Origin of the sequence: Shimia sp. (assembly GCF_022448905.1) — a bacterium.
Taxonomy (GTDB): Bacteria; Pseudomonadota; Alphaproteobacteria; order Rhodobacterales; family Rhodobacteraceae; genus Shimia.
This window is the reverse complement of record NZ_JAKVCW010000017.1, coordinates 56,914-81,168: the sequence shown is the minus strand read 5'-3', so window position 1 is coordinate 81,168 and position 24,255 is coordinate 56,914. Positions and strand designations below refer to the sequence as shown.

23 protein-coding genes are annotated in these 24,255 nt (G+C 58.7%); 6 read left to right on the top strand and 17 right to left on the bottom strand.

From position 1 onward, the window contains the following. Nucleotides 1–123 precede the first annotated feature (123 nt). From MK208_RS18145 to MK208_RS18075, 15 genes are all read right to left on the bottom strand, one after another. Nucleotides 124–630: a DUF3299 domain-containing protein gene (locus tag MK208_RS18145; protein WP_294118911.1), complete on the bottom strand. Its 507-nt coding sequence runs from the start codon at nt 628–630 to the stop codon at nt 124–126. 23 nt (nt 631–653) lie between these two features. Beyond that, nucleotides 654–1,901 carry an ABC transporter permease gene (locus tag MK208_RS18140; protein WP_294118927.1) on the bottom strand — a complete coding sequence of 416 codons (1,248 nt, stop codon included), beginning with the start codon at nt 1,899–1,901 and terminating at the stop codon, nt 654–656. Continuing rightward, nucleotides 1,901–2,596, bottom strand: coding sequence for an ABC transporter ATP-binding protein (locus MK208_RS18135; RefSeq protein ID WP_294118925.1), 696 nt, complete (start codon nt 2,594–2,596; stop codon nt 1,901–1,903). Before MK208_RS18135 ends, MK208_RS18140 begins: the two co-directional genes overlap by 1 nt. Nucleotides 2,597–2,617: 21 nt before the next feature. Further along, nucleotides 2,618–3,352 carry a DUF2796 domain-containing protein gene (locus MK208_RS18130; protein ID WP_294118910.1) on the bottom strand — a complete coding sequence of 245 codons (735 nt, stop codon included), beginning with the start codon at nt 3,350–3,352 and terminating at the stop codon, nt 2,618–2,620. Nucleotides 3,353–3,487: 135 nt separating this feature from the next. Continuing rightward, nucleotides 3,488–3,937 carry a carbon monoxide dehydrogenase subunit G gene (locus MK208_RS18125; protein WP_294118909.1) on the bottom strand — a complete coding sequence of 150 codons (450 nt, stop codon included), beginning with the start codon at nt 3,935–3,937 and terminating at the stop codon, nt 3,488–3,490. Nucleotides 3,938–4,063: 126 nt separating this feature from the next. Continuing rightward, the gene (locus MK208_RS18120; RefSeq protein ID WP_294118908.1) at nt 4,064–4,837 is read right to left on the bottom strand and encodes an XdhC family protein; all 774 of its coding nucleotides are present in this window, start codon (nt 4,835–4,837) and stop codon (nt 4,064–4,066) included. Nucleotides 4,838–4,848: 11 nt separating this feature from the next. Continuing rightward, nucleotides 4,849–6,042, bottom strand: a complete 1,194-nt coding sequence (locus tag MK208_RS18115) for a VWA domain-containing protein (RefSeq protein ID WP_294118907.1) — start codon at nt 6,040–6,042, stop codon at nt 4,849–4,851. Next, the gene (locus tag MK208_RS18110) at nt 6,042–6,908 is read right to left on the bottom strand and encodes a MoxR family ATPase (protein ID WP_294118906.1); all 867 of its coding nucleotides are present in this window, start codon (nt 6,906–6,908) and stop codon (nt 6,042–6,044) included. Before MK208_RS18110 ends, MK208_RS18115 begins: the two co-directional genes overlap by 1 nt. Before the next feature lie 81 nt (nt 6,909–6,989). Continuing rightward, entirely contained in the window at nt 6,990–9,419 is a 2,430-nt protein-coding gene (locus tag MK208_RS18105) for an aerobic carbon-monoxide dehydrogenase large subunit (RefSeq protein WP_294118905.1), read from the bottom strand. Then, nucleotides 9,416–9,910, bottom strand: a complete 495-nt coding sequence (locus MK208_RS18100) for a (2Fe-2S)-binding protein (RefSeq protein ID WP_294118904.1) — start codon at nt 9,908–9,910, stop codon at nt 9,416–9,418. The genes MK208_RS18105 and MK208_RS18100 overlap by 4 nt, the downstream gene beginning before the upstream one ends. Before the next feature lie 11 nt (nt 9,911–9,921). After that, nucleotides 9,922–10,785, bottom strand: coding sequence for a xanthine dehydrogenase family protein subunit M (locus tag MK208_RS18095; protein WP_294118902.1), 864 nt, complete (start codon nt 10,783–10,785; stop codon nt 9,922–9,924). Nucleotides 10,786–11,024: 239 nt separating this feature from the next. Further along, a complete protein-coding gene (locus MK208_RS18090; RefSeq protein WP_294118900.1) occupies nt 11,025–12,092 on the bottom strand; it encodes a Hint domain-containing protein in 1,068 nt (355 codons plus the stop codon). Nucleotides 12,093–12,247: 155 nt separating this feature from the next. After that, nucleotides 12,248–13,369, bottom strand: a complete 1,122-nt coding sequence (locus MK208_RS18085; RefSeq protein WP_294118898.1) for an MHYT domain-containing protein — start codon at nt 13,367–13,369, stop codon at nt 12,248–12,250. Nucleotides 13,370–13,528: 159 nt separating this feature from the next. Continuing rightward, a complete protein-coding gene (locus tag MK208_RS18080; RefSeq protein ID WP_366011354.1) occupies nt 13,529–14,674 on the bottom strand; it encodes an amidohydrolase in 1,146 nt (381 codons plus the stop codon). A 245-nt stretch (nt 14,675–14,919) separates the two neighbouring features. After that, the gene (locus tag MK208_RS18075) at nt 14,920–16,929 is read right to left on the bottom strand and encodes a TonB-dependent receptor (protein ID WP_294118897.1); all 2,010 of its coding nucleotides are present in this window, start codon (nt 16,927–16,929) and stop codon (nt 14,920–14,922) included. 224 nt (nt 16,930–17,153) lie between these two features. Between MK208_RS18075 and MK208_RS18070 the strand changes: the two genes are divergently transcribed. Genes MK208_RS18070 through MK208_RS18050 form a run of 5 tightly spaced genes read left to right on the top strand, consistent with a single transcriptional unit; the run spans nt 17,154 to nt 21,308 of the window. After that, nucleotides 17,154–18,209, top strand: a complete 1,056-nt coding sequence (locus tag MK208_RS18070) for a ChuX/HutX family heme-like substrate-binding protein (RefSeq protein ID WP_294118895.1) — start codon at nt 17,154–17,156, stop codon at nt 18,207–18,209. Further along, nucleotides 18,206–19,063 (top strand): ABC transporter substrate-binding protein, encoded by an 858-nt coding sequence (locus tag MK208_RS18065; RefSeq protein ID WP_294118894.1) that lies wholly within the window; start codon nt 18,206–18,208, stop codon nt 19,061–19,063. Before MK208_RS18070 ends, MK208_RS18065 begins: the two co-directional genes overlap by 4 nt. Further along, nucleotides 19,063–20,139, top strand: a complete 1,077-nt coding sequence (locus MK208_RS18060; RefSeq protein WP_294118893.1) for an iron ABC transporter permease — start codon at nt 19,063–19,065, stop codon at nt 20,137–20,139. The genes MK208_RS18065 and MK208_RS18060 overlap by 1 nt, the downstream gene beginning before the upstream one ends. 1 nt (nt 20,140) lies before the next feature. Further along, complete coding sequence (locus MK208_RS18055) at nt 20,141–20,926, top strand: heme ABC transporter ATP-binding protein (RefSeq protein WP_294118892.1); 786 nt, start codon at nt 20,141–20,143, stop codon at nt 20,924–20,926. Then, nucleotides 20,901–21,308, top strand: coding sequence for a substrate-binding domain-containing protein (locus MK208_RS18050; RefSeq protein ID WP_294118890.1), 408 nt, complete (start codon nt 20,901–20,903; stop codon nt 21,306–21,308). Before MK208_RS18055 ends, MK208_RS18050 begins: the two co-directional genes overlap by 26 nt. A gap of 30 nt (nt 21,309–21,338) precedes the next feature. Here MK208_RS18050 and MK208_RS18045 read toward each other — a convergent pair whose 3' ends face one another. Then, a complete protein-coding gene (locus MK208_RS18045) occupies nt 21,339–22,658 on the bottom strand; it encodes a cytochrome c peroxidase (protein ID WP_294118888.1) in 1,320 nt (439 codons plus the stop codon). Between the two features lie 87 nt (nt 22,659–22,745). Between MK208_RS18045 and MK208_RS18040 the strand changes: the two genes are divergently transcribed. Beyond that, on the top strand, nt 22,746–23,141 hold the full coding sequence (locus MK208_RS18040; RefSeq protein ID WP_283425464.1) for a tetratricopeptide repeat protein: 396 nt from the start codon (nt 22,746–22,748) through the stop codon (nt 23,139–23,141). Nucleotides 23,142–23,192: 51 nt separating this feature from the next. Here MK208_RS18040 and dctP read toward each other — a convergent pair whose 3' ends face one another. After that, a complete protein-coding gene (gene dctP, locus MK208_RS18035; protein ID WP_294118887.1) occupies nt 23,193–24,251 on the bottom strand; it encodes a TRAP transporter substrate-binding protein DctP in 1,059 nt (352 codons plus the stop codon). Between the last annotated feature and the right edge of the window lie 4 nt (nt 24,252–24,255).

Sequence of the window (24,255 nt, the reverse complement as noted above, 5' to 3'; positions counted from 1 at the left end):
TCGGTATCATGGCGGTATCGCGACTGTTTCACGGAGGTGCAGAGAAAGAAGGACAGAAAAGGTGACATTTCCAATAAGTGAATAGACAGGGCGCGCAATCAAGATTTACAGCAACGGTCTCCCCTACCCTTTGTACTTGCGCACCTTGGCGCCGGTCAGCGTATAGCCCACTTCGGCCAGCCCTGTTGCAGTGGCGGCAGTGCCAAACTCACCGGTGACTTCCACAGGCTCATAAAGATCGGTGAGCGCATAGGGCTTCTTGGCTGCAACCAATACCAACTGATTGGCGGGCGGGGGCGGGACGTGGATGCAGGCGCCCACAAAAGGCGCGAGAATGAAGTCTTTCACGCCATCCGCGCCAAAGTCCAACGGCACCACAAACCCCGGCAAGCGCACGGTTTGGCCGTTGAAGGCTTCGGTGACAGCTTTGGCCTCTTCTTGTGAAAAGCCGGTGGTGAGCTGGCCGTGCTCGACCACACCGATGCCACGCAGTTGCTCCAGCAGTTTGCCAGTGTCACCTTCGGGCACGAGGTCTTTCCAATCCAGATCGACCACACCGGCAAACGCAGGTAGTGCGCTAACCGAGGAGAGGGCCGCGAGACTGGCCAAGATGCGGCGACGTGTGGGCATGAAGACCTCCCTTAATGGCGGCGCTAATGTTTCACTTGCATCCCGTCGGCCAGCGACAGGAAGTAGGCGCGGATCGCGGGCAGAAGGCTGACTGCAATGCCGGCGAGGATCACACATCCCAGGACCAGCCATTCGCGGGGGCTGGGCGCGGTAATCTCGATATAGAGACCAAATGCGGCATCGATGCGGGCGCGCGCAAGCCACAATCCCGTGTACAGCAGGCCAATGCCAAGGGTCACGGCGGTCAGGCTCATAAGCGCAGCCTCAGTGGTGAGCAGTAAGAGGATGGTCCAAGGCCGTGCCCCAATGGCACGCAAGAGCGCCATTTCGCGGCGACGTTCATTGAGGCCAGAAAAGATCATCGCCGCCATGCCCAGCAAGGCGGTGATCACCACCATCACCGAGACGGCAATCAGGGCGGTTTCGGCCACGCCAATCAGGCTCCAGAGTTCGCTGAGCGCCACACCGGGCAGGATCGCCAGAAGTGGCTCCTGAGGGTATTCGTTGATCCAACGTTGTAGGCCAAAGATTTTCAGGCGTGAGGTGGTGCCGACCATTGCCGCCGTGACAGCTTTGGGGGTGAGCTGCATCTGGCGGACCTGATCCGCGCTGATGGTGTTTTGCGAGCGGCCACCGCCCTGCCAATCAATGTGAATGGCTTCGATGGCCTCAAGGCTGACAAAGACGGTGCGGTCCACCGGCGTGCCGGTCTTTTCCAGAACGCCGGAAATCCGGAAAGGTTTGTCGTCGTGATCGGTGAACGAGGCCACGCCATGGCTGACGACAATGCTGTCTTGTAGATCATAGCCAAGCGCGGCGGCCACATCCGCCCCCACCACAGCGTCAAACAGATCCTCAAAGGCTGCCCCTTGGGTGAAGGTGACAGACCGCCCGCCCCGGTATTTGTAACGCTCAAAGAATGCGGGCGTGGTGCCCAGCACGCGGTAGCCCTTGTGGCTGTCGCCCAGTGACAGCGGCACAATCCAATCGACTTCGGGGCGGCTGGCGATGTCCTGATAGCTTTGCCAGGTAACGTTGTTGGTGGCGTTGCCGACGCGGAAGACGGAATAGAGCAGAAGCTGCACGCCGCCGGAGCGCGCGCCGACAATCAGGTCGGTGCCGGAAATGGTGTCGGCAAAGCTGGCCTTGGCCCCGGTGCGCAGTTTTTCCACGCCCAGAAACAGCGCCACAGAGAGCGCGATGGCAAAGATGGTCAGGCTGACGGTGACCGCGCGACTAAACAGGGATTTGAGGGCGAGGCGCAACAGGATCATGCCACGCGCCTTTCTGCGCGCGCGATGTCGGCGAGATCCAGCGTGCGGTCAAAGCTTTGTGCCAGCCGGGCGTCGTGGCTGACCATCAAAAGCGTCGCACCCGCCTCATCACATTGCTGCATCAGCAGGTCGAGAAAGGCGGCCTGACTGTTGGCGTCCAGCGAAGATGTGGGTTCATCCGCCACAATAAGCCTGGGGCGACCAATCAAGGCGCGGGCAGCGGCCACGCGCTGTTGCTGGCCAATGCTAAGTTCGGTGGTTTGGGCGTTGAGCACCAGATCCCGATCCAGCCCCAGTGCCGTGGTCAGTCGCAGCGCTTCCTCCTGTGGATTGCCCAGACGTTTGCGACGGGCGGGCGCGAAGGATAGTTGCAGCAGGATGTTTTCCAACGGCGAAGCATAGGGCAGCAGATTGAACATCTGAAAGATCACGCCAATGCGTTCGGCCCGAAACCTGTCCCGCGCGGAGGGGCGCAGCGTGGAGAGGTCCACGCCATCCACCGCGATGGTTCCGCTTTGAGGGTGGGTGATGCCGCAAATCAAGCTGAGCAAAGTGGACTTGCCTGACCCGCTCTGCCCAAACAGGAACAGTTTCTCGCCCTCGGGGACGGTGAGGTTTGGCACGGTCAGGGTGAATTGCGTCCGACCTTGCCAGGTGAAGGCCACATCATTGAGATCTATTGCGGCCTTCATCACTGTCTTGGACCCTAGGGTTTAGTTGAGCGTGACAACCGGTGCGTCAGCTGTGGCCTCTACCTTAGTGGCGCCTGCGTCGGTCACAAGCTGAACTTCCAGCTCTTCGGCATTTGGGAACTGCGCGAAGTAGGTCAGAGACAGGCTGGTCAAGTCGGCTGGATTGGCACAGGTCACCGCATATTCAGCGTGGAACTCACTGTGAGTGGCTTCATCGCCGTGATCATGCGTGTCATGATCGTGGTCATCGTGATCCGCATGCTCTTCTTTGTCGTGGTCATGCTCGTCGTGATCTGCGTGTTCTTTCTCATGTTCCTCGTGATCATGATCGCCATGCTCGGCATGCTCTTTGTCATGATCGTGATCGTCGTGCTTGTCACCATGATCGTCATGGTCGTCGTGCGCGTGATCGTCGTGTTCATCCTCATGATGCTCGTCTTCGCTGTGCAGTTCTGCCTCGGCAGAGGTCACAGAGCAATTGGCCGCAGCAGGCACACCAAAGAGGCTCAAAGGATCAGACAGCTTGGCAAGACCAGCTTCGACGGCGGCTTTATCCGCATCGGACTCGGCTGCGTGCTCAAACCCCACGATATCAAAGCCAGGCGCGATGAGTTCCAGCGCCAGTGTTTCACCATCCAAGGCAATGTTCAGCGCGCCGTGGCCGTGCATGTGGGCGTCAAGCTCGCGCTTTTCTTCGCCAAACGCAGGGGCAGCGGCCATCAGAGTGGAACACAGCAAAGCTTTTTTGAGGGTCATGGGGTGTCTCCGGTCAATACGCAAAAGCAACGCTTGATCGTTATGTTATTATGTATCAACTGGCAAGAGGCGGGACTGCCGATTGGCAGAAATCTCAGGACGCCACCCCATATGGCGTCCTGAAAGAGATGGAGCTTAGACGGTCTGTTCCGCGACCACCTCGGCAAACTTGCTAAAGAATTTGCCTGAGAGCTTTTTGGCGGTGCCCTGGATCAAGCGGCTGCCGAGTTGCGCGATTTTGCCGCCAACGTCGGCTTTGGCCTCGTAGCTGAGCAGGGTTTCGCCATCCTCTTCGGTCAGGGTCACCTGTGCACCGCCTTTGGCAAAGCCCGCCGCGCCGCCTTTGCCTTCGCCGGTGAGGGAAAAGCTTTCCGGGGCGGCGCTGTTGTCGAGCGTGACTTCGCCCGCGAATTTGGCTTTCACCGGACCGATTTTCAGCACCACTTTGGCGGCGAGATGTTCCGGGCTGAGCTGTTCCAGCTCTTCGCAGCCAGGGATGCATTGGCGCAGTACCTCCGGATCATTGAGCGCGCGGTGGACAACGTCGCGAGGGGCCGGGATGCGGATTTCGTCTTTGAGTTCCATGGTGGTTCCTTGAGTGGTGGACTGTCAGGCTGCGCTCAGCAGCATTTCGGGAAGGACCGGAGCGCCACTTCTGCGGCTTCTTCCGGTGTCAGGTCGGTGCGCGGGGCCCAAAAGCGCCGCCATGTGTCATGCAGTTTTTTCATCTCGGGCCTCCTCCGGGTTGGCTTTGCTGTCGGCGTGGCGCCACTGCACGATCTCTGCGAGGATCGAGAGGGCAATTTCGTGCGGATCGATGGCACCGATGTCCAAACCGGCGGGCGACTTGAGCCGTGCCACACGGTCCTCTGCCAAACCTGCCGCGATGAGTTTGTCACACAGCACCTGCGCCTTGCGGTGGCTCGCCACCATCGAGACGCGCTTGGCCGAAGTTTCGAGCGCCGAGCGCAAGGCGTCGGCATCCCCCTGCCCCTGGCTGGCAACCAAAACAAAATCGCGCGGCTCGATCTGTTCGACGCACCCGGGGCCTTGGCAGACACGGAACCCGGCCAAGGTGGCATGCGCGGCGACCGCCTGCGCAATGGGTGTATCGCCAAATATCACCAATCGGTGGGCGGGACGATAGGGCTCGATCAGCACATCCACGGTGCCACCAGAAGGGCAGCCGCTTTTGAAGGTCTGCACACCGTCAGGATCGAGCAGGGTCACCACTTTGTCAGAGGGCTTGATGCGGATCATGCGGGGCGTGCCTTCGGCCAGCGCCTCCTCAGAAGCAGTTTTCACCGCGCGTTTCACACAGCCTCCGCCAAGATGGCCAAGTATGTCGCCCTCTTCCGTGACCGCCGCTTTGGCGCCGGCTTTGGCAGAGGTCACATCCGCCGTACGCACCACCGTGGCGACACAGAACGGCGCGCCGCTTTCGCGCAGAGAGGCCATCGTGTCAAAAATATCAAAATCCGTCATAGGTCTCTCCGTCACAGTTTTGCAAATTCCTGCTCCAGCGCGGCAAGCGCTTGCAGGGTGTTGGCGGGCAGATGGGCGTCCAGATGGGGCTCTGCCGCGCGGATCGCGGCGGCCACAGGCGCGTAATCCTGCCAGCCTTTCAAAGGATTCAGCCAGACCACACGCCGGGAGCGTTTCTTCAAACGCGCCAACTGATCGCCCAGCACGGTGGCATCTGACGTGCAGTAGCCGTCAGATAAGATGATCACGACAGTGCGCCCGTTGAGCGCCTTGGCGCCATAGCTGTTCAAAAACGTCTCCAGCGATCCGGCAATATCGGTGCCGCCGCCAAACCCTTCGGCCATAAGCGAGAGCCGCCCAGCAGCCCGCAGCGTGTCGTGATCACGCATCGCATCGGTGACCCGCATCAAACGCGTGTGAAACAGATAGGCATCGGTACGGGTGTCGCTGTTGACCAAGCCTTTCAGGAAGGCGAGGAACACCCGGGAATAGACTGTCATGGAGCCGCTCACGTCACAGAGCGCCACAATTTGCAGCGGGCGTGGTGGGCGGGCTTTGCGGTGCAACTCCAAGGGTTCGCCGCCCCGCGCCAAGGACGCCCGTTGAATGCGGCGCATGTCGAGTTCGCGGCCGCGCAACGCCTGCTTGCTGCGACGGGAGCGGCGGTCCCGCATGGCGCGGGCTAAGCGCGTTGCCGCCGCCTCGGCTTCACGCAGACTGTCTTCATCCATCAACTCGCGCAGATCGCGACGGGTGAGATTGTCGGTTTTGGTGGCCATCAGACGGCCATCCTGTCCTTCCGCTTCGCCATCACCGGTGTCTGGCGTCAAGGCATCTTCACCGGCACTGTCCTCTTGTCCCGCCGACGCATCCTCAAAATGCTCCTGCCACATCAGCGGGCGGGCGGATTGCACTTTCACATGGGTGCTGTTGGCCACGCCCTGACGCTGCTTGCCGGCGTTGAACCAATAGGCGTCAAAGAGCTCATCAAACTTGCGCCAGCTGTCTGCGTCTCCAGTGAGCAGAACACTGAGCGCTTCGCGCGCTTCCAATATGTCACAGGCCTCCACCTCGGACAGCGCGGCCAAGGCATCGCCGGTTTCCCGCACCCCGACCGACAGGCCGTTCATGCGCAAATGCGCCATGAAACCGGCCATACGGTCTGCCAAGCCTTCGGCGCGGGAGGGAAACCGGGTGATCTGCATCAGGCCACCTTTCCAATCAGGCGGTCCATGACCTCACGCGGGGCCGCATCATAGTCCGCGGCGGTTTTGAGCAGGCACACCAAGGTGGACTGAACCGCCTCCGGGCTTTGCGCAATATCGTTCACCCCCAAACCGGACAGCGCCGCTGCCCAATCCAGCATCTCGGCAATGCCCGGCGATTTCTCCAACTCTTCGCGGCGCAGCGCCTGCACCACGCCCACAATCTGCCGCGCCAATAGACCTTCCACGGCAGGCATCCGTGCCCGCAGAATTGCCAGTTCGGTCTCGCGATCCGGGTAGTCGACATAGGCATAAAGACAGCGACGGCGCAGCGCGTCCGACAGTTCGCGCGTGCCATTGGCGGTCAGGATCACCATGGGGCGCGAGGCTGCCGTGATGGTGCCCATTTCGGGAATGGTGATCTGAAAGTCCGACAAAATCTCCAACAGGTAGGCTTCAAATTCCTCATCCGCGCGGTCGATCTCATCGATCAACAGCACCGGTGGCTGGTCTTGGCGGATCGCCTCCAGCAGGGGACGTTTCAGCAGGTAATCTTCACTAAACAACGCCGCCTCGCTGGTGCCGCCCTGCGCCTCAGAGGCGCGGATCGCCAGCAATTGGCGTTGGTAGTTCCATTCATAGATTGCGTGACTGGCGTCCAGCCCTTCGTAACACTGCAGGCGAATGAGCTTGGTGTCATGGATCGCCGCCATGGCCTTGGCCACTTCGGTTTTGCCCACACCCGCAGGCCCTTCGAGCAACAAGGGCCGCCCCAGCGTGTTTGCCAGATGCAGCGCCATGGACAGGCGACCGCCTGCCACATAGCCCTCTTCTGCCAGTGCCGATTGCACCTCACTCACGCCCATCGCGCGCCCCTCACATTCTCATTCTCAAAATATCCTCGCCGAAGGCAGCCGCCCGCAGCGCGGGCGGCCCCCGAAACGGCGTCACCCGTGCAGGCCCAGATCATTGGCGGTCTTCCAAATGCGCCAGTGATCGTGCGGCATATGGGTCTGCGTCAGCCCAAAAGGACGGAAGGCGTCGTGCACCGCGTTGGAGAAGCAGGGCACACCCCCCACGTTCGGGCTCTCGCCCACGCCTTTGGCACCAATCGGGTGGTGCGGGCTTGGGGTTGTGGTGTGATCGGTGATGTAATTCGGCGTCTCCCAGGCCGTTGGGATGAAGAAGTCCATCAGCGTGCCGGTTTTCACGTTACCCATCTCGTCATAGGCAATCTCCTGCCCCATCGCGATGGCCAGCGCTTCGGTCAGACCGCCGTGCACCTGCCCTTCGATGATCATCGGGTTGATGCGTGTGCCACAGTCATCCAGCGCATAGAAGCTGCGGATGTCTGCCTCACCGGTGTCCACATCGATGTCGAGCACACAGATGTAGGCGCCAAACGGATATGTCATGTTGGGCGGATCATAGTAGCTCACCGCCTCCAGACCCGGCTCCAGCCCCGGAATGGCCTGGTTATAGGCCGCAAAGGCGATTTCCTTCATGGTCTTGAACCGCTCTGGCGCACCTTTCACTGCAAAACGATCAATGTCCCATTCCACGTCATCGTCGTGCACTTCCAAGAGATAGGCCGCGATCATCTGCGCCTTGGCGCGGATTTTGCGGGCCGCCATGGCTGTCGCTGCCCCGGCCACCGGCGTAGACCGCGAGCCATAGGTGCCAAGACCGTAAGGCGCCGTATCTGTGTCGCCTTCTTCCAGCGTGATGTCATCGGCCGGCAGGCCAATCTCGGATGCAATGATCTGCGCAAACGTGGTCGCGTGGCCTTGACCTTGAGAGATTGTGCCAAGCCGTGCAATCGCGGACCCTGTCGGGTGGATGCGGATTTCGCAGCTGTCAAACATGCCCAGCCCCAGAATATCACAATTCTTCACCGGCCCCGCGCCGACGATCTCTGTGAAATGGGTCAGACCGATGCCCATCAGCTTGCGCGTTTTGCCCGCCTTGAAGTCCTCGATCTGTTGGGCTTGTTCGACGCGCAGTTTGTCGTAGCCGACGCTCTCAAGTGCTTTGTCCCACGCGGTGTGGTAGTCGCCGCTGTCGTATTCCCAGCCCAGCGCGGACTGATAGGGGAATTGGTCTTTCTTGATGAAGTTGATCCGGCGCAGTTCAGCCGCGTCCATGTTCAACTTGATCGCCAAAACCTCAATCATCCGCTCGATGAAGTAGGCCGCTTCGGTCACACGGAAGGAACAGCGATAGGCCACGCCCCCCGGAGCTTTGTTGGTGTAAACCCCTTCCACAGCCAGATAGGCGGTTGGGATGTCGTAAGACCCGGTGCAGATGTTCATGAAGCCGGCCGGGAATTTGGTTGGGTCGGCACAGGCATCAAAACCGCCGTGATCCGCCGTGGTGTGACACCACAAGCCAGTGATTTTGCCATCCTTTGTGGCCGCAATCTTGCCCTTCATCCAGTAGTCCCGCGCAAAGGCGGTGGACATGAGGTTCTCCATACGGTCCTCGACCCACTTCACCGGCTTGCCAGTGACAATGGAGGCCACAACGGAGCAGACATAGCCGGCATAGGCGCCCACTTTGTTGCCAAAGCCGCCGCCTATGTCTGGCGAGATCACGCGGATGTTGTGCTCCGCAATGCCGGAGATCAGCGAGACCACAGTGCGGATGGCGTGTGGTGCTTGGAAGGTCCCCCAGAGCGTCAGCTTGCCGGTGACTTTGTCCATGCTTGCCACCGAGCCGCAGGTTTCCAGCGGGCACGGGTGGGTGCGGTGGTAGTAGACCATCTCCTCGGCCACCACGTCCGCCTCGGACAAAACAGCTTCGGTCGCTTCTTTCTCGCCCTGTTCCCAGGTGAAAATGTGGTTGGGATGGTTGCGCGGGCCGTGCGCGCCCTCGGTGGCATTGCCGTTTTCATCCACCGTGTCTTCGCGCAGAACCACATCGGATTTCAGCGCCTCAAACGGATCAACAACAACTGGCAGTTCTTCGTAGTCGACTTCCACCAGCTCTGCGGCGTCTGCTGCAGCATAACGGTCTTCGGCCACCACAAAGGCCACCTCTTGGCCTTGGAACAGCACTTTGCCGTCCGCCAGAACCATTTGTTTGTCGCCCGCGAGGGTTGGCATCCAGTGCAGGCCCAGCGGTGCGAGGTCTTCGGCGGTCAGAACTGCGACCACACCCGGCACCTTCATGGCCTCTTCGGTGTTGATGCTCACCACCCGTGCATGGGCATAAGGCGAGCGCACGAAGTCGCCAAACAACATGCCATCGAGCTTGATGTCATCGACGTAGTTGCCTTTGCCTTGGGTGAAGCGCACGTCTTCAACACGTTTGCGCGAGCTGCCCATGCCTTTGAGATTGGCGGCGCGCTGTTCGGGGGTCAGAGTTTGCTCGTTCATTCTGCCGCCTCCTTCTGAGCGTTCAGCGTGTCAGCCGCTGCCGCGATGGATTTCACGATGTTCTGATAGCCGGTGCAGCGGCACAGGTTGCCCGCCATGCCAAAGCGGATTTCCTCTTCGGTTGGGTTCGGGTTTTCTTGCAGCAAACGGTGCGCGCGGGTGATCATACCCGGCGTGCAAAAGCCGCACTGCAGGCCATGGTGTTCGCGGAACATCTCTTGAATGACGCCGAGGCTGCCATCCTCATTCACCAGACCTTCGACAGTGGTGACGTCTTTGCCCTGCGCCTGCGCGACAAAGACGGTGCAGGATTTTACGGATTTGCCATCCATATCCACCGTGCAAGCGCCACAGTGGGAGGTTTCGCAGCCAATATGCGGCCCGGTGATGTTCAGGTTTTCCCGCAGGAAGTGGATAAGCAGCGTGCGCGGCTCAGCAAGGCCTTCGACCTCTTTGCCGTTCACGTTCATTTTCACATGCATTTTTGACATGGTGTTCTCCCTCAGCTGGCGCGGCTTGCGGCGCGGTCGATCGCGCGGCGCAAAATCACGCTGGCCACATGTTTCTTGAATTCGACGGGGCCACGGTTGTCCGCCACCGGATCTGTGGCCTCAATTGCGGCGCTCACAGCGTCGCCAATCGCGGCATCGTCCAATGCGCGACCGTAGAGTGCGGCACTAGCGGCTTCGGCGAACACAGGCGTATCCGCCAGATTGGTCATGGCAATGCTGGCTTCGGCGCACACGCCATCCACCACGCGCAGCATCACGGCGCTCGCCGCGGTCGCGTAGTCGCCAATTTTGCGCTTTTGCTTTTCATACGCGTAGCCGGTGCCGGCCGCCGGTACAGGGATGTGGATGCGCGTCAGGATTTCTTCATCGTCGCGCGCGGTGAAATAGGCCGCCTCGTAGAATTCCCGCGCCGCCACCGTGCGCGTACCGTCCGGACCGCTCAGCTCATAAGACGCGTTCAGGCATTGCATCAACCCTGGCATGTCGTTGCCCGGATCGCCGTTGGCGACATTGCCCCCCACGGTGCCGACATAGCGCACCTGTGGATCGGCAATCAGCAGCGCCGCTTCTTTGATGATTGGCACGGCGTTGGCCAAGGTCGCGCTGGTGATCAACTCATGCTGTGTGACCATGGCCCCAATGGTGACGGTATCGCCCATCAGCGAAATGCCTTTGAGCGCGTCGATGTCCTGAAGATCGATCAGGTGGCCCATGTCGGCCATGCGCAGTTTCATCATCGGGATCAGGCTGTGCCCGCCCGCGATCACCCGCGCTTCATCTCCGTGTTCCTGTAAAATTGAAACCGCCGACGCAATGTCGGACGGACGGTGGTATTCGAACCCCGCTGGTATCATCTGGCTTGTCCTCCCTCGCCCGCGACATGCGAGCCTCAGGAGTCATCCCGCCAAAGGCAGCCGCTGCCACGCGAGCCTTTAAAAACAGGCCGCGCGGTTCGGTGCACGAAATGCGAATGGGCTGCACGAGTTGCGAACCACGTAAGAGAGACTGAGGTTTCCCTCGATCATTGCCACTTGTGCGGAGCAAGAGCCTGCCTGGACCACAGATGCCTCAGCACGCAGGTTTGCGCCCCTGATTACGCTGCCAGAGAATGCGTCCTTTTGCACCCGCGCGCCTTCAGTGCATCAAGTGTCTTGCGCCTAGAGAGCACGGGCAGAGCTATGTCTTTTGTCAGCCCCGAGCCAAGTGATCCACCCAAACTTTCTGAGAGATGCATCATCTGCTGCACATCTAGATTGGAAAGGATTTGTGCCCCTAAGAAGAGGCTCTCGGATGCCACAGCATTAGCGAAGGCAACCTGATGATTTGCGCAATAAAAGTGGTGCCACTGCATCGACCGTTTTCCCGCCATATGACGAATACCCGGCAACCCAACAAGCGCCTTGGCGGGCACAAAAGCTGCTGTAGGAAAGGCGTCTTCGAGTTGACCACATATTCCAACGGCAATGCGATGTTGCCCGGACACAATCAAGTCGCGGTTCGGAACACCAGGTGCCAGAGAGTTCTTCCCGAGCAACACTGGCTTCTGGTGTAATGCGACATCGTCAAGAGGTTGGTTCCCAGACCAAACCCACAGAACAGGCACGGTCTGCTGATCTAGCGTCACGACCAAATCACCAGCCTTTAAATCCTCAACCAATTTGAAGCCATCAGGTGTCGAGATCCGTGATCCAGGTGCGTAACACGCCGGAATGACGTCTTTGTTGGTGTCATACTGTTGATAGTAAGTCGCCCCGCCATCATCAGACTGTAGCGAACTGCCCCCATCGGACGCGGTGCCAACATCTGTACTGGTCATACCGGCGGCGGGGCCCTCAACGGCAGTTACTGTGTTGCCCCAATAAGAGATGAACTGAACAACCGCTCCGGTGTCATCGACAAGGGCCAAAGCATCATCAGAATACATTTCGCCAGCCCCAGACATGGAGCTAAACCCAGCCGTATCACTGTCAATGACATAGACATCCTGGTTCCCAAACGTGCCTTGAGAATAGCCCAGCGCATAGCTTTCTACAATTGTGCCATTCCCTTGGTACAGCACCACAGAATAAGTAGAGACATCTGTCCCAGTCGGCACCGCGACTTCGATGAACTCCTCATTAGAAAGACCGTAATATCTGAATTCCGAGATGTACCCAGGCATGTCATAGCTCCCACAAACCACTTCCAGCAATCGGCTCAGAAGAGTTTGCATTCGCTTAACTGCGCACCAGAGAGTGCAACCAATTTTGTTTAAACTTGAATGCCATTGGACAGAGGCGAGCAAGCGGAAACTCTAAGCCTCTATTTTATAAAAGCTTACAACCCAAGCGCTTCTCGCAGCGGCGCCATTCGCGAGCGGCTCACCGGCACTTTGGGCAGACTGTCTACGCCGTCAAAATACAGGGTCCCGTTGTCTTTGTTGCGTTCAAAGCTGCTGACGTGGGTTGGGTTGATCAGATAGCTGCGGTGGGCGCGTAGGAAGCCTGCGGCTTCCAGACGGTTGGCGGCTTCGGTGATCGACCACGGGCAAAACAGCTTTTCCGCGTCTTGATAGAGCACCGTGTAGTGGCCTTCTGCACGGATAGCGGCGACGTGGTTGGGGTCGGCAAAGAAGGTCTGGCCTTCGCGTTCAAACGGCACGCCTGCGGTGGGCGGCGCAACTACGGGAGCGGGGTCGACTGTGGTAAGCGGCTCGGGAGTTGGGACAGCAGCGGCCTCCTCAGCAGTTTCTGGCGCGCCAACAAAGGTAATGCCGGTCAATAGGAAGGCGCCACAGATCAGGAACACCGCCAAGGTCACGCCCATCGCCAGCACCTGATTGTCCATCGCAGGTCCGGCGGCATTGGCCACGTCGCTGACCTCAAACCCGGTGAGCAGGATGGCGACAAAATGCATGGAGAACACCGCGATTCCAAAACAGACAGTGCCAAGCACGATGTTGCGTTGGGTGCGGGCATCATAGGCGACCCAGATGGCGAGGATCGACAGCGCCACGGAGGCCACGGTAGAGATCACCACGTCCAGAGCGCCATAGACCGGTTTACAGAGCTGCATACCCGCCATGCCGACGTAATGCATGACGACAATGCCAAGGCCAACAATCACCCCGGCGGCGACAATCACCTGCGGTGAGCGGGCGCGGAAGTGCAAAAGAAGCAGCGCGAGACCAACCATCAGAATGGCAACCAGTGCCGAAATCAGGGTGATCAGCGCGTCGTAGTAAAACAGGATCGGCAGTTGCAGGCCCAGCATGGCGACGAAGTGCATAGACCAGATGCCACCGCCCAACACCACCGCCGCCAGTGCCACCACAATCTTGCGGCGCGCGTCGGGCAAGGCGCTGGCTCCACGGGTAAGGGACAAGCCGGTGAAGCCTGCCATCAATGCCACAGCCAACGACGTGGCCACAAGCCACGGGTTGTGCGTAAAGTCCAACACCCGCTGCAATCCTCCCCTATCGCTGCCGTTTTGGTCGCTGGCGCGACGCTAGCAAACACCGAAGCACACTGCAATTTTTCCGTGGCAATAATTGTGGTTAGGGCGTTGCCAGAGACCCGTTCCGGGAAGAAATTGCAGTGTGCGAAGGCCCCGAACCGCTTACCCCAAAAGGTGATCGATCATGGCACGGAACTGATCCACAACAATCGGCAAGAGCGCGTCGGGGAAATCATAATCTGGGTTGTGCAGTTGCGGTGTGTTTTCACCGGAGCCGACATAGAGCATGGCAGCCTTGGCCCCGTCATCGCCAATGCGGCCAAAGTCCTCTGACCAGCGCATGGGCGAGGGCATCTCGTGGATTGTGTGCCCCAGTGTTTGAGCAGCATTGCGGGCAACATCGGTGGCCTCGGCGTCATTCACCACCGCACGGAAGACATCATGCCATTGGATGTCGACTTTCAATGGCCCCGCGGCATCCGCCACAATCCCCGTTGCCGTTTGTATCAGCTGATCCATGCGGGCGTTGGTCATGGAGCGTAGGGTCACGCGCAACTCGCCGTCCCCAGGAGCGATGCCAAAGGTGGGTTCACCCAGTTTGGCATGGGTAAGCGTGGCCAGCGCAAAGTGCTCCTCGGCGATGTTGCCCTGGCTCAGGCTGGGCAGCGCGGTCATCAGCTTGGCCATGGTCTCCCCCGGGGACACACCGTCTTCGGGGGCGGCAGCGTGCGAGCTTTTGCCTTCCAGCACAATCTGCATTCCTTGCGAGGCACAGTTGCCCGGCCCACTGCGCAGGCCAATCTCGCCCAATGGACGGCCGGGGACATTATGATAGGCGAAGGCATAGTCTGGACGGATGTCACCCCACCGTGGGTCCTCCACCACCGCCTTGGCCCCTGCCCCGGTTTCTTCGGCCGGTTGGAACAACAGGATCACACGCCCTGTTGCGGGCCGCACCGCCAGTGACATGCCCACGCCAAGCATGGACACCATATGGCCATCATGGCCGCAGAGATGGCCTTTGCCGTCCACTTCGGAGCGATAGGGCAACATGGAAATCTCACGAATGGGCAGGCCATCCAATTCGCAGCGCAACAGCACGGTTGGGCCTTCTGCCGCGCCGGTGAACTCCGCCGCAACACCATGACCACCAAGGCCGCGCCAGATGCGATCCGCGCCCAACGCCTCCAGCTCCATCACGATACGGGCCGCAGTCTGCTCCTCTTCCCCGGACACTTCGGGGCGGCGGTGGAGGTCATGACGCAGGGCGGTGAGAGCGCTGAGTTGGTCTGACGACAGAATGGGCATGGCGGGGTCCTTAGAAAATCTCGATCAATCCGGCAGCCCCTTGTCCGCCACCGACGCACATCAACACAACATCTCAATTTGCGCCGAGGTTTAGGTTCCACCCACAATAACCGTCGTCCGCGTATCCGGCAGGAAATACTTCGTGTGCAGCCAAAACAGTTCAGCCCCACAAAAAACCGAGCGACCCCGTGAAGGCGCCGCTCGGTCCGGTTTTGTACCTTTGAAAGGTCTGTTACGTCAGACCTTTAGAAGGTTTTTGCCACGCTAACTTTGAACGTACGGCCTGGGGCTGGACGTGTAGACAGGTGCGGTGTGAAGGTCTGGTCAAACAGATTTTCAATACCGAAACGGAATTCCGTGTCCTTAAACGCGCCTTCTTGTGGGATGTAGGTTGCCCGCAGGTTGTGTGCGTTGAAGGATGGTGTCGGTGTTGTGCTACGATCCATCTTGGCATTGGCAACAATTTCCCAGGACATGTCCAAGGTTTCGCCAAAACGCTTACCAAGGGTCAGACGCAGAGAGTCCGCCGGCGAGTTGCGCCAATCCGTAGCAACACCGGCATTGAACTCTTCACCGCGCGAAATATTGGCGTTCATGTCAGTGTAGAACCCGGTGCTGTGCACATAGCGCGCTTCCAGCTCCAGACCTTTGGTCTCTACAGTGTCTGCATTGCTGTAGGAGGTGATGTCCCAAATGTCGGTTTTATAAGCGGTTGCTTTCAGCTGCAGCGTGTCCGCGTCGCTGAACACATTGGCGTTGGAGAAGGAGAAACCAAGTTCATAGTTCCGCGCCTTTTCGCTCTGTGTCATGAACAGCGGCGTGCCGAGATCATCGATGATGGGCATGCTTTCAGTGTAACCCGCGCTACCAAAAACAGCAAAACCGCTGCCAAAGGCATAGCGAGCCGACAAACTACCCATCCAGGCGCTGTTGTCATAGTCACCGGCATAAGTGCCGTTACCTTTGATGTTCTGATCTTCGAAACGCACGCCCGGTGTGATGGTCAGGCCGTTGCCAAAATCGATATCGTCCACAACAAACACTGCCAAACGATCATCTGTACCACCAGGAGCAGCGGAGGCATCCAGACGCTCACGGCGGCTGACTTCCACACCCACACGCATGTCATGCGAGACGCCGCCCGTCAGGAAGTTCATTTGGTTTTTTACGAGGAACTTGGACGTTTCATAGCGGTGGTTGGAGTTGACCAGCGGTTCGAGGAACGGCCAGGACGGGCCGCCCTCCAGAGGCGAACTACCTGGGACGTAGGTCTGGTCAATTTGCTGGTCCGCGTAGCTGTACTGCACATCCAGATTGATCAGGTCCGAGGACAGTGAATCGTAGTTATAAGTCAGAACGGTCGCGCTGTTGTCGATGTCACGGTCAACATTGCCAAAGTTATCAGAGGTGGTGCCAAAACTGTCATATGGCACGTCACGGTCCTGCACCTGAGAATCGGTGTGGCTCAGCGTGATGCTGTGCTCGCGGTCCTGGCCGAAGTAGCCGCGCGCTTTGATCGCCCAAGACGGCAGTTCAAACGCAGAGTTACCAATGACATTGCCGTCACCGTCTTTTTGTTCGCTTTGCTTGTTGTAAGTGAAGTTCCCCAGAACCTCGAAGTTCTCGGTTGGCTGCCAAGCCAGAATAGAAGAGCTGGCGAAGCCGTTGCCGTTGGTGCTGCCCTGCAGAGTCTGACGGAAACGGAAGCCCACCTCACCGCCGGTGAAATCGGAGGCATCTTTGGTTTCAAGCAGAACAACACCGCCAATGGCACCGGAGCCGTATTCGAAGGAGCCCCCGAGACCACGCAGCACGGACACTTGTTTGTATAGAGCTGGGTCGGTGAACAGCTGCGTACTGATCCGGTAGAGTTCTTCGGAGCCAACCGAGGCACCGTCGACTTGAATCAGAACTTTTTGGTCGCTGCCGTAGGTGCCGTTTGCACCAAAGCCACGAATGTTAATACCAGAACCTTGTGGAGACGCACCATTCACAATCGTTACACCGGGTACAGAGTCTACCAGCTCGGCAATGGTGCTGGCCTGACGGTCATTGATCTCGTCCTGCTCAACAACAGTGACGGAAGTCGCTGTTTCGGTTTGGATTTCACGTTTCGACTTTTTCAGCACAATTTCGTCAAGGGCGAAATCTTCGTTTGTGGAGTCGATGTCCGCATCCTGCGCCATAACAGAGGTCGCAGAGATAAGAGCAGCGCTGCACAACAGCGCTGCCTTGCGTGAGAATGTGGCACGCATGAGTGTGTTCCTTCCAGTGGATGTTCCGGAGGCTGGCAGTGTGTTGCTGGCATGGAGTTGTTGGTGATTCTCACCCCGAGAAATCACCGTGACTTGCGCTCACTATTTAGTCCGACTATTTCTGTCAACATATGTGATTCAAAAGATCACAGGGTTAGCCATATGTGACAAATTCACCGCAGCCAGACCAGCCTTTCGAGAACTGAACTAGATTGGAGCGCACCATGGCAGTGGCGACCGCCGTCTCTTCGCATGACATTCGCGAAGCGCGGAAAGAACATAGTAAGTTACGTGAACGTGATCTCGCGGATAAGTTAGGTATCTCCGAAGGCCAGTTGGTGGCCGCACATGTTGGCGAGGGTGTCACCCGTATTACCGCTGAATTGGACCCGCTGTTTGCTGCGTTTGAGCGCCTCGGCGAAGTGATGGCGCTAACCCGCAACCCGTCCTGCGTCATCGAGAAGGTCGGTGTGTATGAAAACTACACCTCCGGCCAGCACGCATCGATGGTGGTAAACGAAAACATCGATCTGCGGATGTTCCCGCGCATTTGGGTCAGCGCCTTTGCGGTTGAGAAACAGACTGACAAAGGTGTGCGCCGCTCCATTCAAGTGTTTGATGCCGCTGGAGATGCCGTGCACAAAGTCCACCTGCGTGATGCGTCAAATTTGGATCAGTGGGACGAGATTGTCGCGCAGCTGCGCCTTAAGGAGCAATCCGACACCCTTGAGGTCGAAACGCGCGAGCCTACAGAAGGCGCAAAAGGCACTGCAGACCAACGTGAAAAGCTCTGCGAAGAGTGGGACAAACTCACCGACACCCACCAGTTTATGTCGTTGACCCGCAAGCTGAAAATAAACCGTCTGGGCGCCTATCGCATCGCTGGCGCACCATATACCCGCGCGCTTGCCCCCAAGTCAGTGGAAGCGTTACTGCACAAAGCCTCGGAAAAATCCGTTCCGTTGATGATCTTTGTCGGCAACCGCGGCTGTATCGAGATCCATTCGGGACCGGTTGAACGCATTGTAGAGATGGGCCCCTGGATCAATGTTCTGGACAAGGGGCACGACCTGCACCTGCGTATGGATCACATCGCAGAGGTCTATGCGGTCACAAAAAACACCCGTCGTGGACCGGCGATTTCGGTCGAGGCTTTTGACGCCGAAGGTGCCCTGATCATTCAGTTCTTCGGCGTCCTGCGTGAGGAAACCGCAGCCGAGGCCTGGAACGCCCTCATCACAGACATAGAACAAGACTTTACAGAGGTTGCAGCGCAATGAAGTTCTCCCTGAAACAGAGTGTAATTGCCCTGGGCATGACCGCATGCCTGTCCACCACAGCTTTGGCGGAGGATGGTCCGCAACGGGTGGTCTCCATCGGCGGCGCGGTGACCGAGATTGTCTTTGCCTTGGGCGAAGAGGATCGTTTGGTGGCCCGTGACACAACCTCAAACCATCCGGAAGAAGCCGCAGCCCTGCCAGACGTTGGCTATATTCGCGCGCTGTCAGCCGAAGGCGTTTTGTCTGTAAATCCAGATCACATCATCAGCGAATCCGGTGCCGGCCCTCTGGAAACCATTGAACTTCTGCGTGAAGCTTCTGTGCCGATTGTCGAGGTAAACAACGGTTTCACCCGCGAAGACATCAGCGAGAAAATCAAAATGGTCGCTGACACACTGGGTGTGTCAGACAAAGGCGCAGAGCTTGCGGCCAAGGTTGATGCCGAAATTGCCGCCGCGGTGGCCCGCGTGGACACCAGCATCCGTCCCAAAGTGATTTTCATCCTGTCCACGGCCGGCGGCCGTGTCATGGCTGCGGGTGAAAACACCAGCGCGGATGCGATCATTGCGCTCTCCGGTGGTCAGAACGCCTTGAGCGGTTTTGAAGGCTTTAAGCCCGTGACCGACGAAGCCATTGTCACCAGCGGCGCCGAAGTGATCCTGATGATGGACCGTGGTGGCGATCACAGTGCGAGCCTCGAAAAACTGCGTGAACACCAATCGCTGAAACTTACCCCGGCGGCCCAATCCGGTGCCGTGGTGCGTATGGATGGCATGCTGTTGCTTGGGTTCTCCGTGCGCACAGGTGAGGCCGTATCTCGGCTGGCCGCTGCTCTGGAAGGTGTTCAGGGCTAATGGCACTTGCTTCGGAAATCCCAGCCAAGATGACCCTGGACGGGGACCGCAGCCATGCTGCGAACCGGCTGACGTTTGTTCTCTTGATCGTTCTGGGCATTGCCATGCTGGGCTCCTTGGCGATTGGCGCCTCTGGCGCGTCCCTTTGGGGCGCGCTTTGGGACCTTGCCACCGGCGGGGAGTTGGCGCTGCGTGATCGCGTGGTGCTCTGGGAGATCCGACTGCCCCGCACCATCATGGGTGCTGTTGTCGGCGCTGCTTTGGCGGTGTCCGGTGCCACTATGCAAGGGCTGTTTCGCAACCCTCTGGCAGACCCCGGTCTGATCGGGGTCAGCGCCGGTGCCGGCCTGGGGGCAATTGTCGCCATCGTGTTGGGCGGGCTGTTGCCGATCGCGCTGCAACAGGCTTTGGGATACTACGTTGTACCTCTTGCCGCTTTTGTCGGCAGCTGGGCCACAACGTTAATCCTGTATCGGGTGTCCACCCGCAAAGGACGCACCTCGGTGGCCACCATGCTGTTGGCGGGTATCGCGCTTGGCGCTCTGTCCGGTGCGGTGTCCGGGCTGCTGGTCTATATCGCGGATGACACCCAATTGCGCACGCTCACCTTCTGGGGCATGGGCTCTATCGCGGGGGCGACCTGGTCCAAACTGTTTGCTGCCTTGCCTTTGATGGCAGCAACATTTGTTGCAGCGCCCTTTATTGCCAAAGGTCTAAACGGCCTCGCCCTTGGAGAAGCCGCAGCGAGCCATATCGGCATTGATGTGCAACGCACAAAAAACGTTGCCATTCTTGCGGTTGCGGCCTCTGTTGGTGCCGCCGTCGCGGTCAGCGGCGGCATTGGCTTTGTCGGCCTTGTAGTGCCACATCTGCTGCGTCTCGCCGTCGGGCCAGACCACCGCTATTTGCTGCGCAACTCTGCCCTTCTGGGTGCGGCGCTGCTGCTCGTGGCCGACATCATCAGCCGCATGGTGATCGCGCCAGCAGAATTGCCGATTGGCATCATCATGGCCGTGATTGGCGGTCCGTTCTTCCTTTGGATTTTGCTGCGCCGCCGCGGCATTCTGGATATGTGAAATGCTTAACGCCCAAAACATCACCGTGCGCTATGGCAAGCACGACATCCTGCATAATATCGATTTTCACGCCCAGCCAGGCGCTGTCACCGCCATTGTGGGACCCAACGGGTCCGGCAAGACAACTTTGCTGAAGGCCATCACTGGCGAAGTTGCCCATGGTGGTACCGTCACACTCAACGACATGGACATCGACGCGGCGAAAGCCTGGGAATTGGCGGCCATTCGCGCGGTCCTTCCTCAGGCCACGCCACTGGCGTTTCCATTCACTGTGTCCGAGGTCGTGCAGTTGGGTCTGTCAAACGGCATTTCCGCCGCTAGGGTCAGACTGATTGTAGCGGCGTTGGAGCGTGTCGGTCTGTCTGGATATGGCGCGCGCTACTACCAGGAACTCTCTGGCGGCGAACAACAGCGGGTGCAGTTGGCCCGTGTTCTGACCCAGGTTTGGGATCCGGTTGTCGACGGTACGGCGCGCTGGCTGTTCCTGGATGAGCCGGTCTCGGCACTGGACATCGGGCACCAGTTGCAAGTCATGCAAATCGCGCGTGACTTTGCCGACGCTGGGGGCGGTGTTGTGGCCGTGATGCACGATCTGAACCTCACCGCGATGTTTGCCGATACAGTGGCTCTGATCAGTGATGGCCGCGTGCTGGCACAAGACGCGCCAGCCGAGGTTTTGACCAACGAGCTATTGAGTGAGGCTTACCATTGTGGCGTGCGGGTCAATACTGCGCCGCCATCTGGGACTTACCTGCTGCCGCATGTGGCGACACAGTTGGCGTCTTAAAGGCGCCGCGCTTGAAGGCGCGTTCAAGCCCACAAAAAAGGCGCTTCCGCTAACACGGGGGCGCCTTTTTATAAAAGATGCGCTGTCGACGGCCTTTCTTTGTGTCAACGACACCACCGCCATTGGCCTGATTGCCACCCTGCTCCTGCGTGGGTTTGACGTGCCGCGCGAATTTTCCGTGATTGGCTTTGACGACATTGCCTTTGCCAGCAACATCACCCCGGCTCTGACCACAATCCGCCAACCACGCAACAAAATTGGCGAGCGCGCCATGGCGATCATTTTGGATGGGTTAGAAGTTCAAAGTAGTGAGAAGACCAACGAACGACTGCATGGCGATCTTGTCGTCTGGGAAAGCTGCGGGCCTGCGGGGCGCAAATAGCACGCAACTAGTCATGCATGTGGCGACCCGTTACCGGTCCACCTTCAATCCACTGGGCACCTCTTCCGGAATACGGCTTGTTTCTGCTTTGGCATCGGCCCCAGTCAGGCTTTCGAGAAAAGCCACCAAGGCTGCAATCTCAGCATCACTACGGGGCGGAATATGAATGTCGCGGTGCTTGGCATGCCGCGCCATTTCGATACGGTCCTGCTGGATGACAAAATCGATGGGACTGAGCCAAGGCACATCGGGCAATGTCAGATCAGCGGCTTTCCACGTGGCGCGCGCCCCAGGGGGATCAAGGTGATGCCGGATCATCCGCTCCAGCGTCGGATACGCGCCGTTGTGCCCGTAAGGCCCTGTAAGGGCAACGTTTCTCAGCATGGGGGTCCGGAAGCGATACGCATCCGAAAGGTCGTCGGATTCCCCCATGCGTCCAACATCCCGCGCATAAGGGTCAAACCTTCGGGTGCGGCCTGGTCCAAAGGCCGGCAGCCCCAGAGCATGGAACTGTTGATTAGAAAACAAATTTCCAGCGTGACAGTTGCTACATCCCGCCTTGCCAAAAAACAGCTCCATGCCTTGAACTTGCACTGCAGATAGAGCCTGTTCATCCCCCGCCAAATAAGCATCAAACGGGCTGTCAAAGGACGTAAAGTCTTGCACCATGAAATGCGCCAAGGCATCGGCGATTTGGACAATCGTCACCTCTTCGGCCACCTCGATCTCGTCAAATGCCGAGACAAATCTGGCACCATAGTCCGGCAGCGTCCTGACTCGTTTCGCAATGATTGGCCAGGCCGCATCAATCCGGTCGCGCGTCGCACCCACGATCTCGTTTTCGCCAACATTCCCGGCCATCTCAAACCCGGATGTCATGGGGAAAAGCGCCTGTGCCGCCAGAACGGACTTTAGCCCATCAGGAAGCCACTCTTCTGCGGGCGTATTGAAGCCATTTCCAAAGATCGGGTCCACGCTGACCCGGCCATCATGCATCAACGTATCAATGGACTTGGCACCCAAATTCCATAGCGCGGGTGCATTGCGTGGAATGCGTTTCTGGACCTTGTTTGCCCCCATATCGGAGACCCGCTCCGGCCCAAGTCCATGCCCGCCTTCCCCCAATCCGAGCGACAATCCATCAGAGGTGCCAAATCGCGGATGATGACATGTTCCACAGCTGATATTTCTGTTCCCGGACAGGATCTTGTCGTAAAATAACAGGCGTCCCAGTTCGGCCTTTTCTGCATCCACCGCCATGAAGTCATTGGCACTCAGTGGTGTTGGCAACGCAGGCAACTCGGCGAAAGACGGGGCGGCAAACAGGATCACGGAGAGCGCATGCGACACCCTACAAAAAAGCTTCTTCTGGCGGCCGCGTTGGTCGTGGGAACGACCCAATTTGGCCTCGCCGAAATCGAAGCCGCGCGCGATCTTATGGAGGCCGGGGATTTTGAGGCCGCGCGTGAAGCGATGTGGCCAGCAGCCCGGTCGGGAAATGCCGACGCCGAGGAATTGATCGGCGTGATGTATGCGATGGGGCTGGGCGTTGAGCGCGACGATCAACGCGCGTTTGAGTGGTATCTGCGCAGCGCCATGAAGGGCCACCCCGGCGCGCAATCCGGAATTGGCTGGTACTATGAGGTCGGGCGCGGCATGCCCGCGCCGGATTTGGTGCGGGCCTATATGTGGTACACGCTGTCGGCGATCGGCGGAGACCCCGACGCGGCGATCAGCCTTGAAGAGGTTGTGAAGAAAATGACCAAGGAAGAGATTGATAAAGCGCATATTCTGGTCGAGGACTACCGCGTGTGGATGTATCCGTTCCGGTAAAAATGCCGGACAAAAAACGGCGCGAGGGACTGCCCCTCGCGCCGTTTGTGCTTAGTTCAGGTCCGCATCACGGGCGCCGTTCACGTCTGCTTCTGCTGCGGCAACAGCATCGGTCAGTGCGGTGAACACCTCATCACCACGAGCAACATTGGATTTGAACCAGTCATAAACTGGGGACGCCGCCTGCTTGAACGCGTCTTTCTCTGCAGGGGTTGGAACATAGAGGTCCCCGCCACCGGCAACGAAGTCTTCATAGGCCTGGATCGACTTACGCTTTGGCGATGCAAAGGTGGCCTGTTGCAGGGCGTAGAACCCGTCCACCACCACGCGGCGCATGTCTTCTGGCATGTCCATGAACGTCTGGTTCGACATCCACCACAGCGCACCCATGTAAGCGTGGCCATCCAAAGTCACATACTGCAGGCCCGCATCTGGGAACTTCATGCCCATGATGTCGGTGATGCCATTCTTGGAGCCTTCAACAACACCAGTCTGGAAGCTGGTGAACAGTTCAGGCCATGGGATTGGCGTAGGGGACGCGCCCAGCGCTTTCACAAGCTCCTGCGGCAGGTCAGCCACAACGGTCCGGATCTTCAGACCTTCCATATCGGCAGGTGCCGCCACACGACGTTTGGTGTTGGCAAAGTTGCGCCAGCCACCGGTGTTACCGATGGTCATCAGGCGGATTGCGTCGCCGCTGTCCTCCAACGCCATCGCGCGCATTTTGCGGGTGAAGTCGCCAGACAGGACATGCTCCGCAATTCGGTCGTCCGCCATCAGATATGGCAGGTCGAGAACTTGCACATAGGGGAACAGGCCGGACGCGCCACCAGAGGTCGAGATGTAGACGTCAATGGACCCATCGGCCACGCCCTGAAGGCATTCGGCGCCGTTGGAGCACAACTGTGTGCCGATAAACAGCTCCACTTCGATGGCGCCGTTAGAGGCCGCTTCGACATAGTTTTTGAAGACAACAAGGCCGTCATAGTCCTCGTCATTTTCATTCGAGTTTGCCGTTGCACGGATTGTGTAGTCGGCCGCACTCGCCGTCAGCGCAGTGCCAGCCATCAAGGCCGACAGTGCCACCGTCTTTGCCAGTTTCATAAACATGCGT

Coding starts and splice junctions, on each gene's coding strand:
- MK208_RS18145 (WP_294118911.1), bottom strand. CDS start 630: ATGCCCACACGTCGCCGCATCTTGGCCAGTCTCGCGGCCCTCTCCTCG.
- MK208_RS18135 (WP_294118925.1), bottom strand. CDS start 2,596: ATGAAGGCCGCAATAGATCTCAATGATGTGGCCTTCACCTGGCAAGGT.
- MK208_RS18130 (WP_294118910.1), bottom strand. CDS start 3,352: ATGACCCTCAAAAAAGCTTTGCTGTGTTCCACTCTGATGGCCGCTGCC.
- MK208_RS18125 (WP_294118909.1), bottom strand. CDS start 3,937: ATGGAACTCAAAGACGAAATCCGCATCCCGGCCCCTCGCGACGTTGTC.
- MK208_RS18120 (WP_294118908.1), bottom strand. CDS start 4,837: ATGACGGATTTTGATATTTTTGACACGATGGCCTCTCTGCGCGAAAGC.
- MK208_RS18115 (WP_294118907.1), bottom strand. CDS start 6,042: ATGCAGATCACCCGGTTTCCCTCCCGCGCCGAAGGCTTGGCAGACCGT.
- MK208_RS18110 (WP_294118906.1), bottom strand. CDS start 6,908: ATGGGCGTGAGTGAGGTGCAATCGGCACTGGCAGAAGAGGGCTATGTG.
- MK208_RS18105 (WP_294118905.1), bottom strand. CDS start 9,419: ATGAACGAGCAAACTCTGACCCCCGAACAGCGCGCCGCCAATCTCAAA.
- MK208_RS18100 (WP_294118904.1), bottom strand. CDS start 9,910: ATGTCAAAAATGCATGTGAAAATGAACGTGAACGGCAAAGAGGTCGAA.
- MK208_RS18095 (WP_294118902.1), bottom strand. CDS start 10,785: ATGATACCAGCGGGGTTCGAATACCACCGTCCGTCCGACATTGCGTCG.
- MK208_RS18090 (WP_294118900.1), bottom strand. CDS start 12,092: ATGCCTGGGTACATCTCGGAATTCAGATATTACGGTCTTTCTAATGAG.
- MK208_RS18080 (WP_366011354.1), bottom strand. CDS start 14,674: ATGCCCATTCTGTCGTCAGACCAACTCAGCGCTCTCACCGCCCTGCGT.
- MK208_RS18075 (WP_294118897.1), bottom strand. CDS start 16,929: ATGCGTGCCACATTCTCACGCAAGGCAGCGCTGTTGTGCAGCGCTGCT.
- MK208_RS18070 (WP_294118895.1), top strand. CDS start 17,154: ATGGCAGTGGCGACCGCCGTCTCTTCGCATGACATTCGCGAAGCGCGG.
- MK208_RS18065 (WP_294118894.1), top strand. CDS start 18,206: ATGAAGTTCTCCCTGAAACAGAGTGTAATTGCCCTGGGCATGACCGCA.
- MK208_RS18060 (WP_294118893.1), top strand. CDS start 19,063: ATGGCACTTGCTTCGGAAATCCCAGCCAAGATGACCCTGGACGGGGAC.
- MK208_RS18055 (WP_294118892.1), top strand. CDS start 20,141: ATGCTTAACGCCCAAAACATCACCGTGCGCTATGGCAAGCACGACATC.
- MK208_RS18050 (WP_294118890.1), top strand. CDS start 20,901: ATGTGGCGACACAGTTGGCGTCTTAAAGGCGCCGCGCTTGAAGGCGCG.
- MK208_RS18040 (WP_283425464.1), top strand. CDS start 22,746: ATGGAGGCCGGGGATTTTGAGGCCGCGCGTGAAGCGATGTGGCCAGCA.
- dctP (WP_294118887.1), bottom strand. CDS start 24,251: ATGTTTATGAAACTGGCAAAGACGGTGGCACTGTCGGCCTTGATGGCT.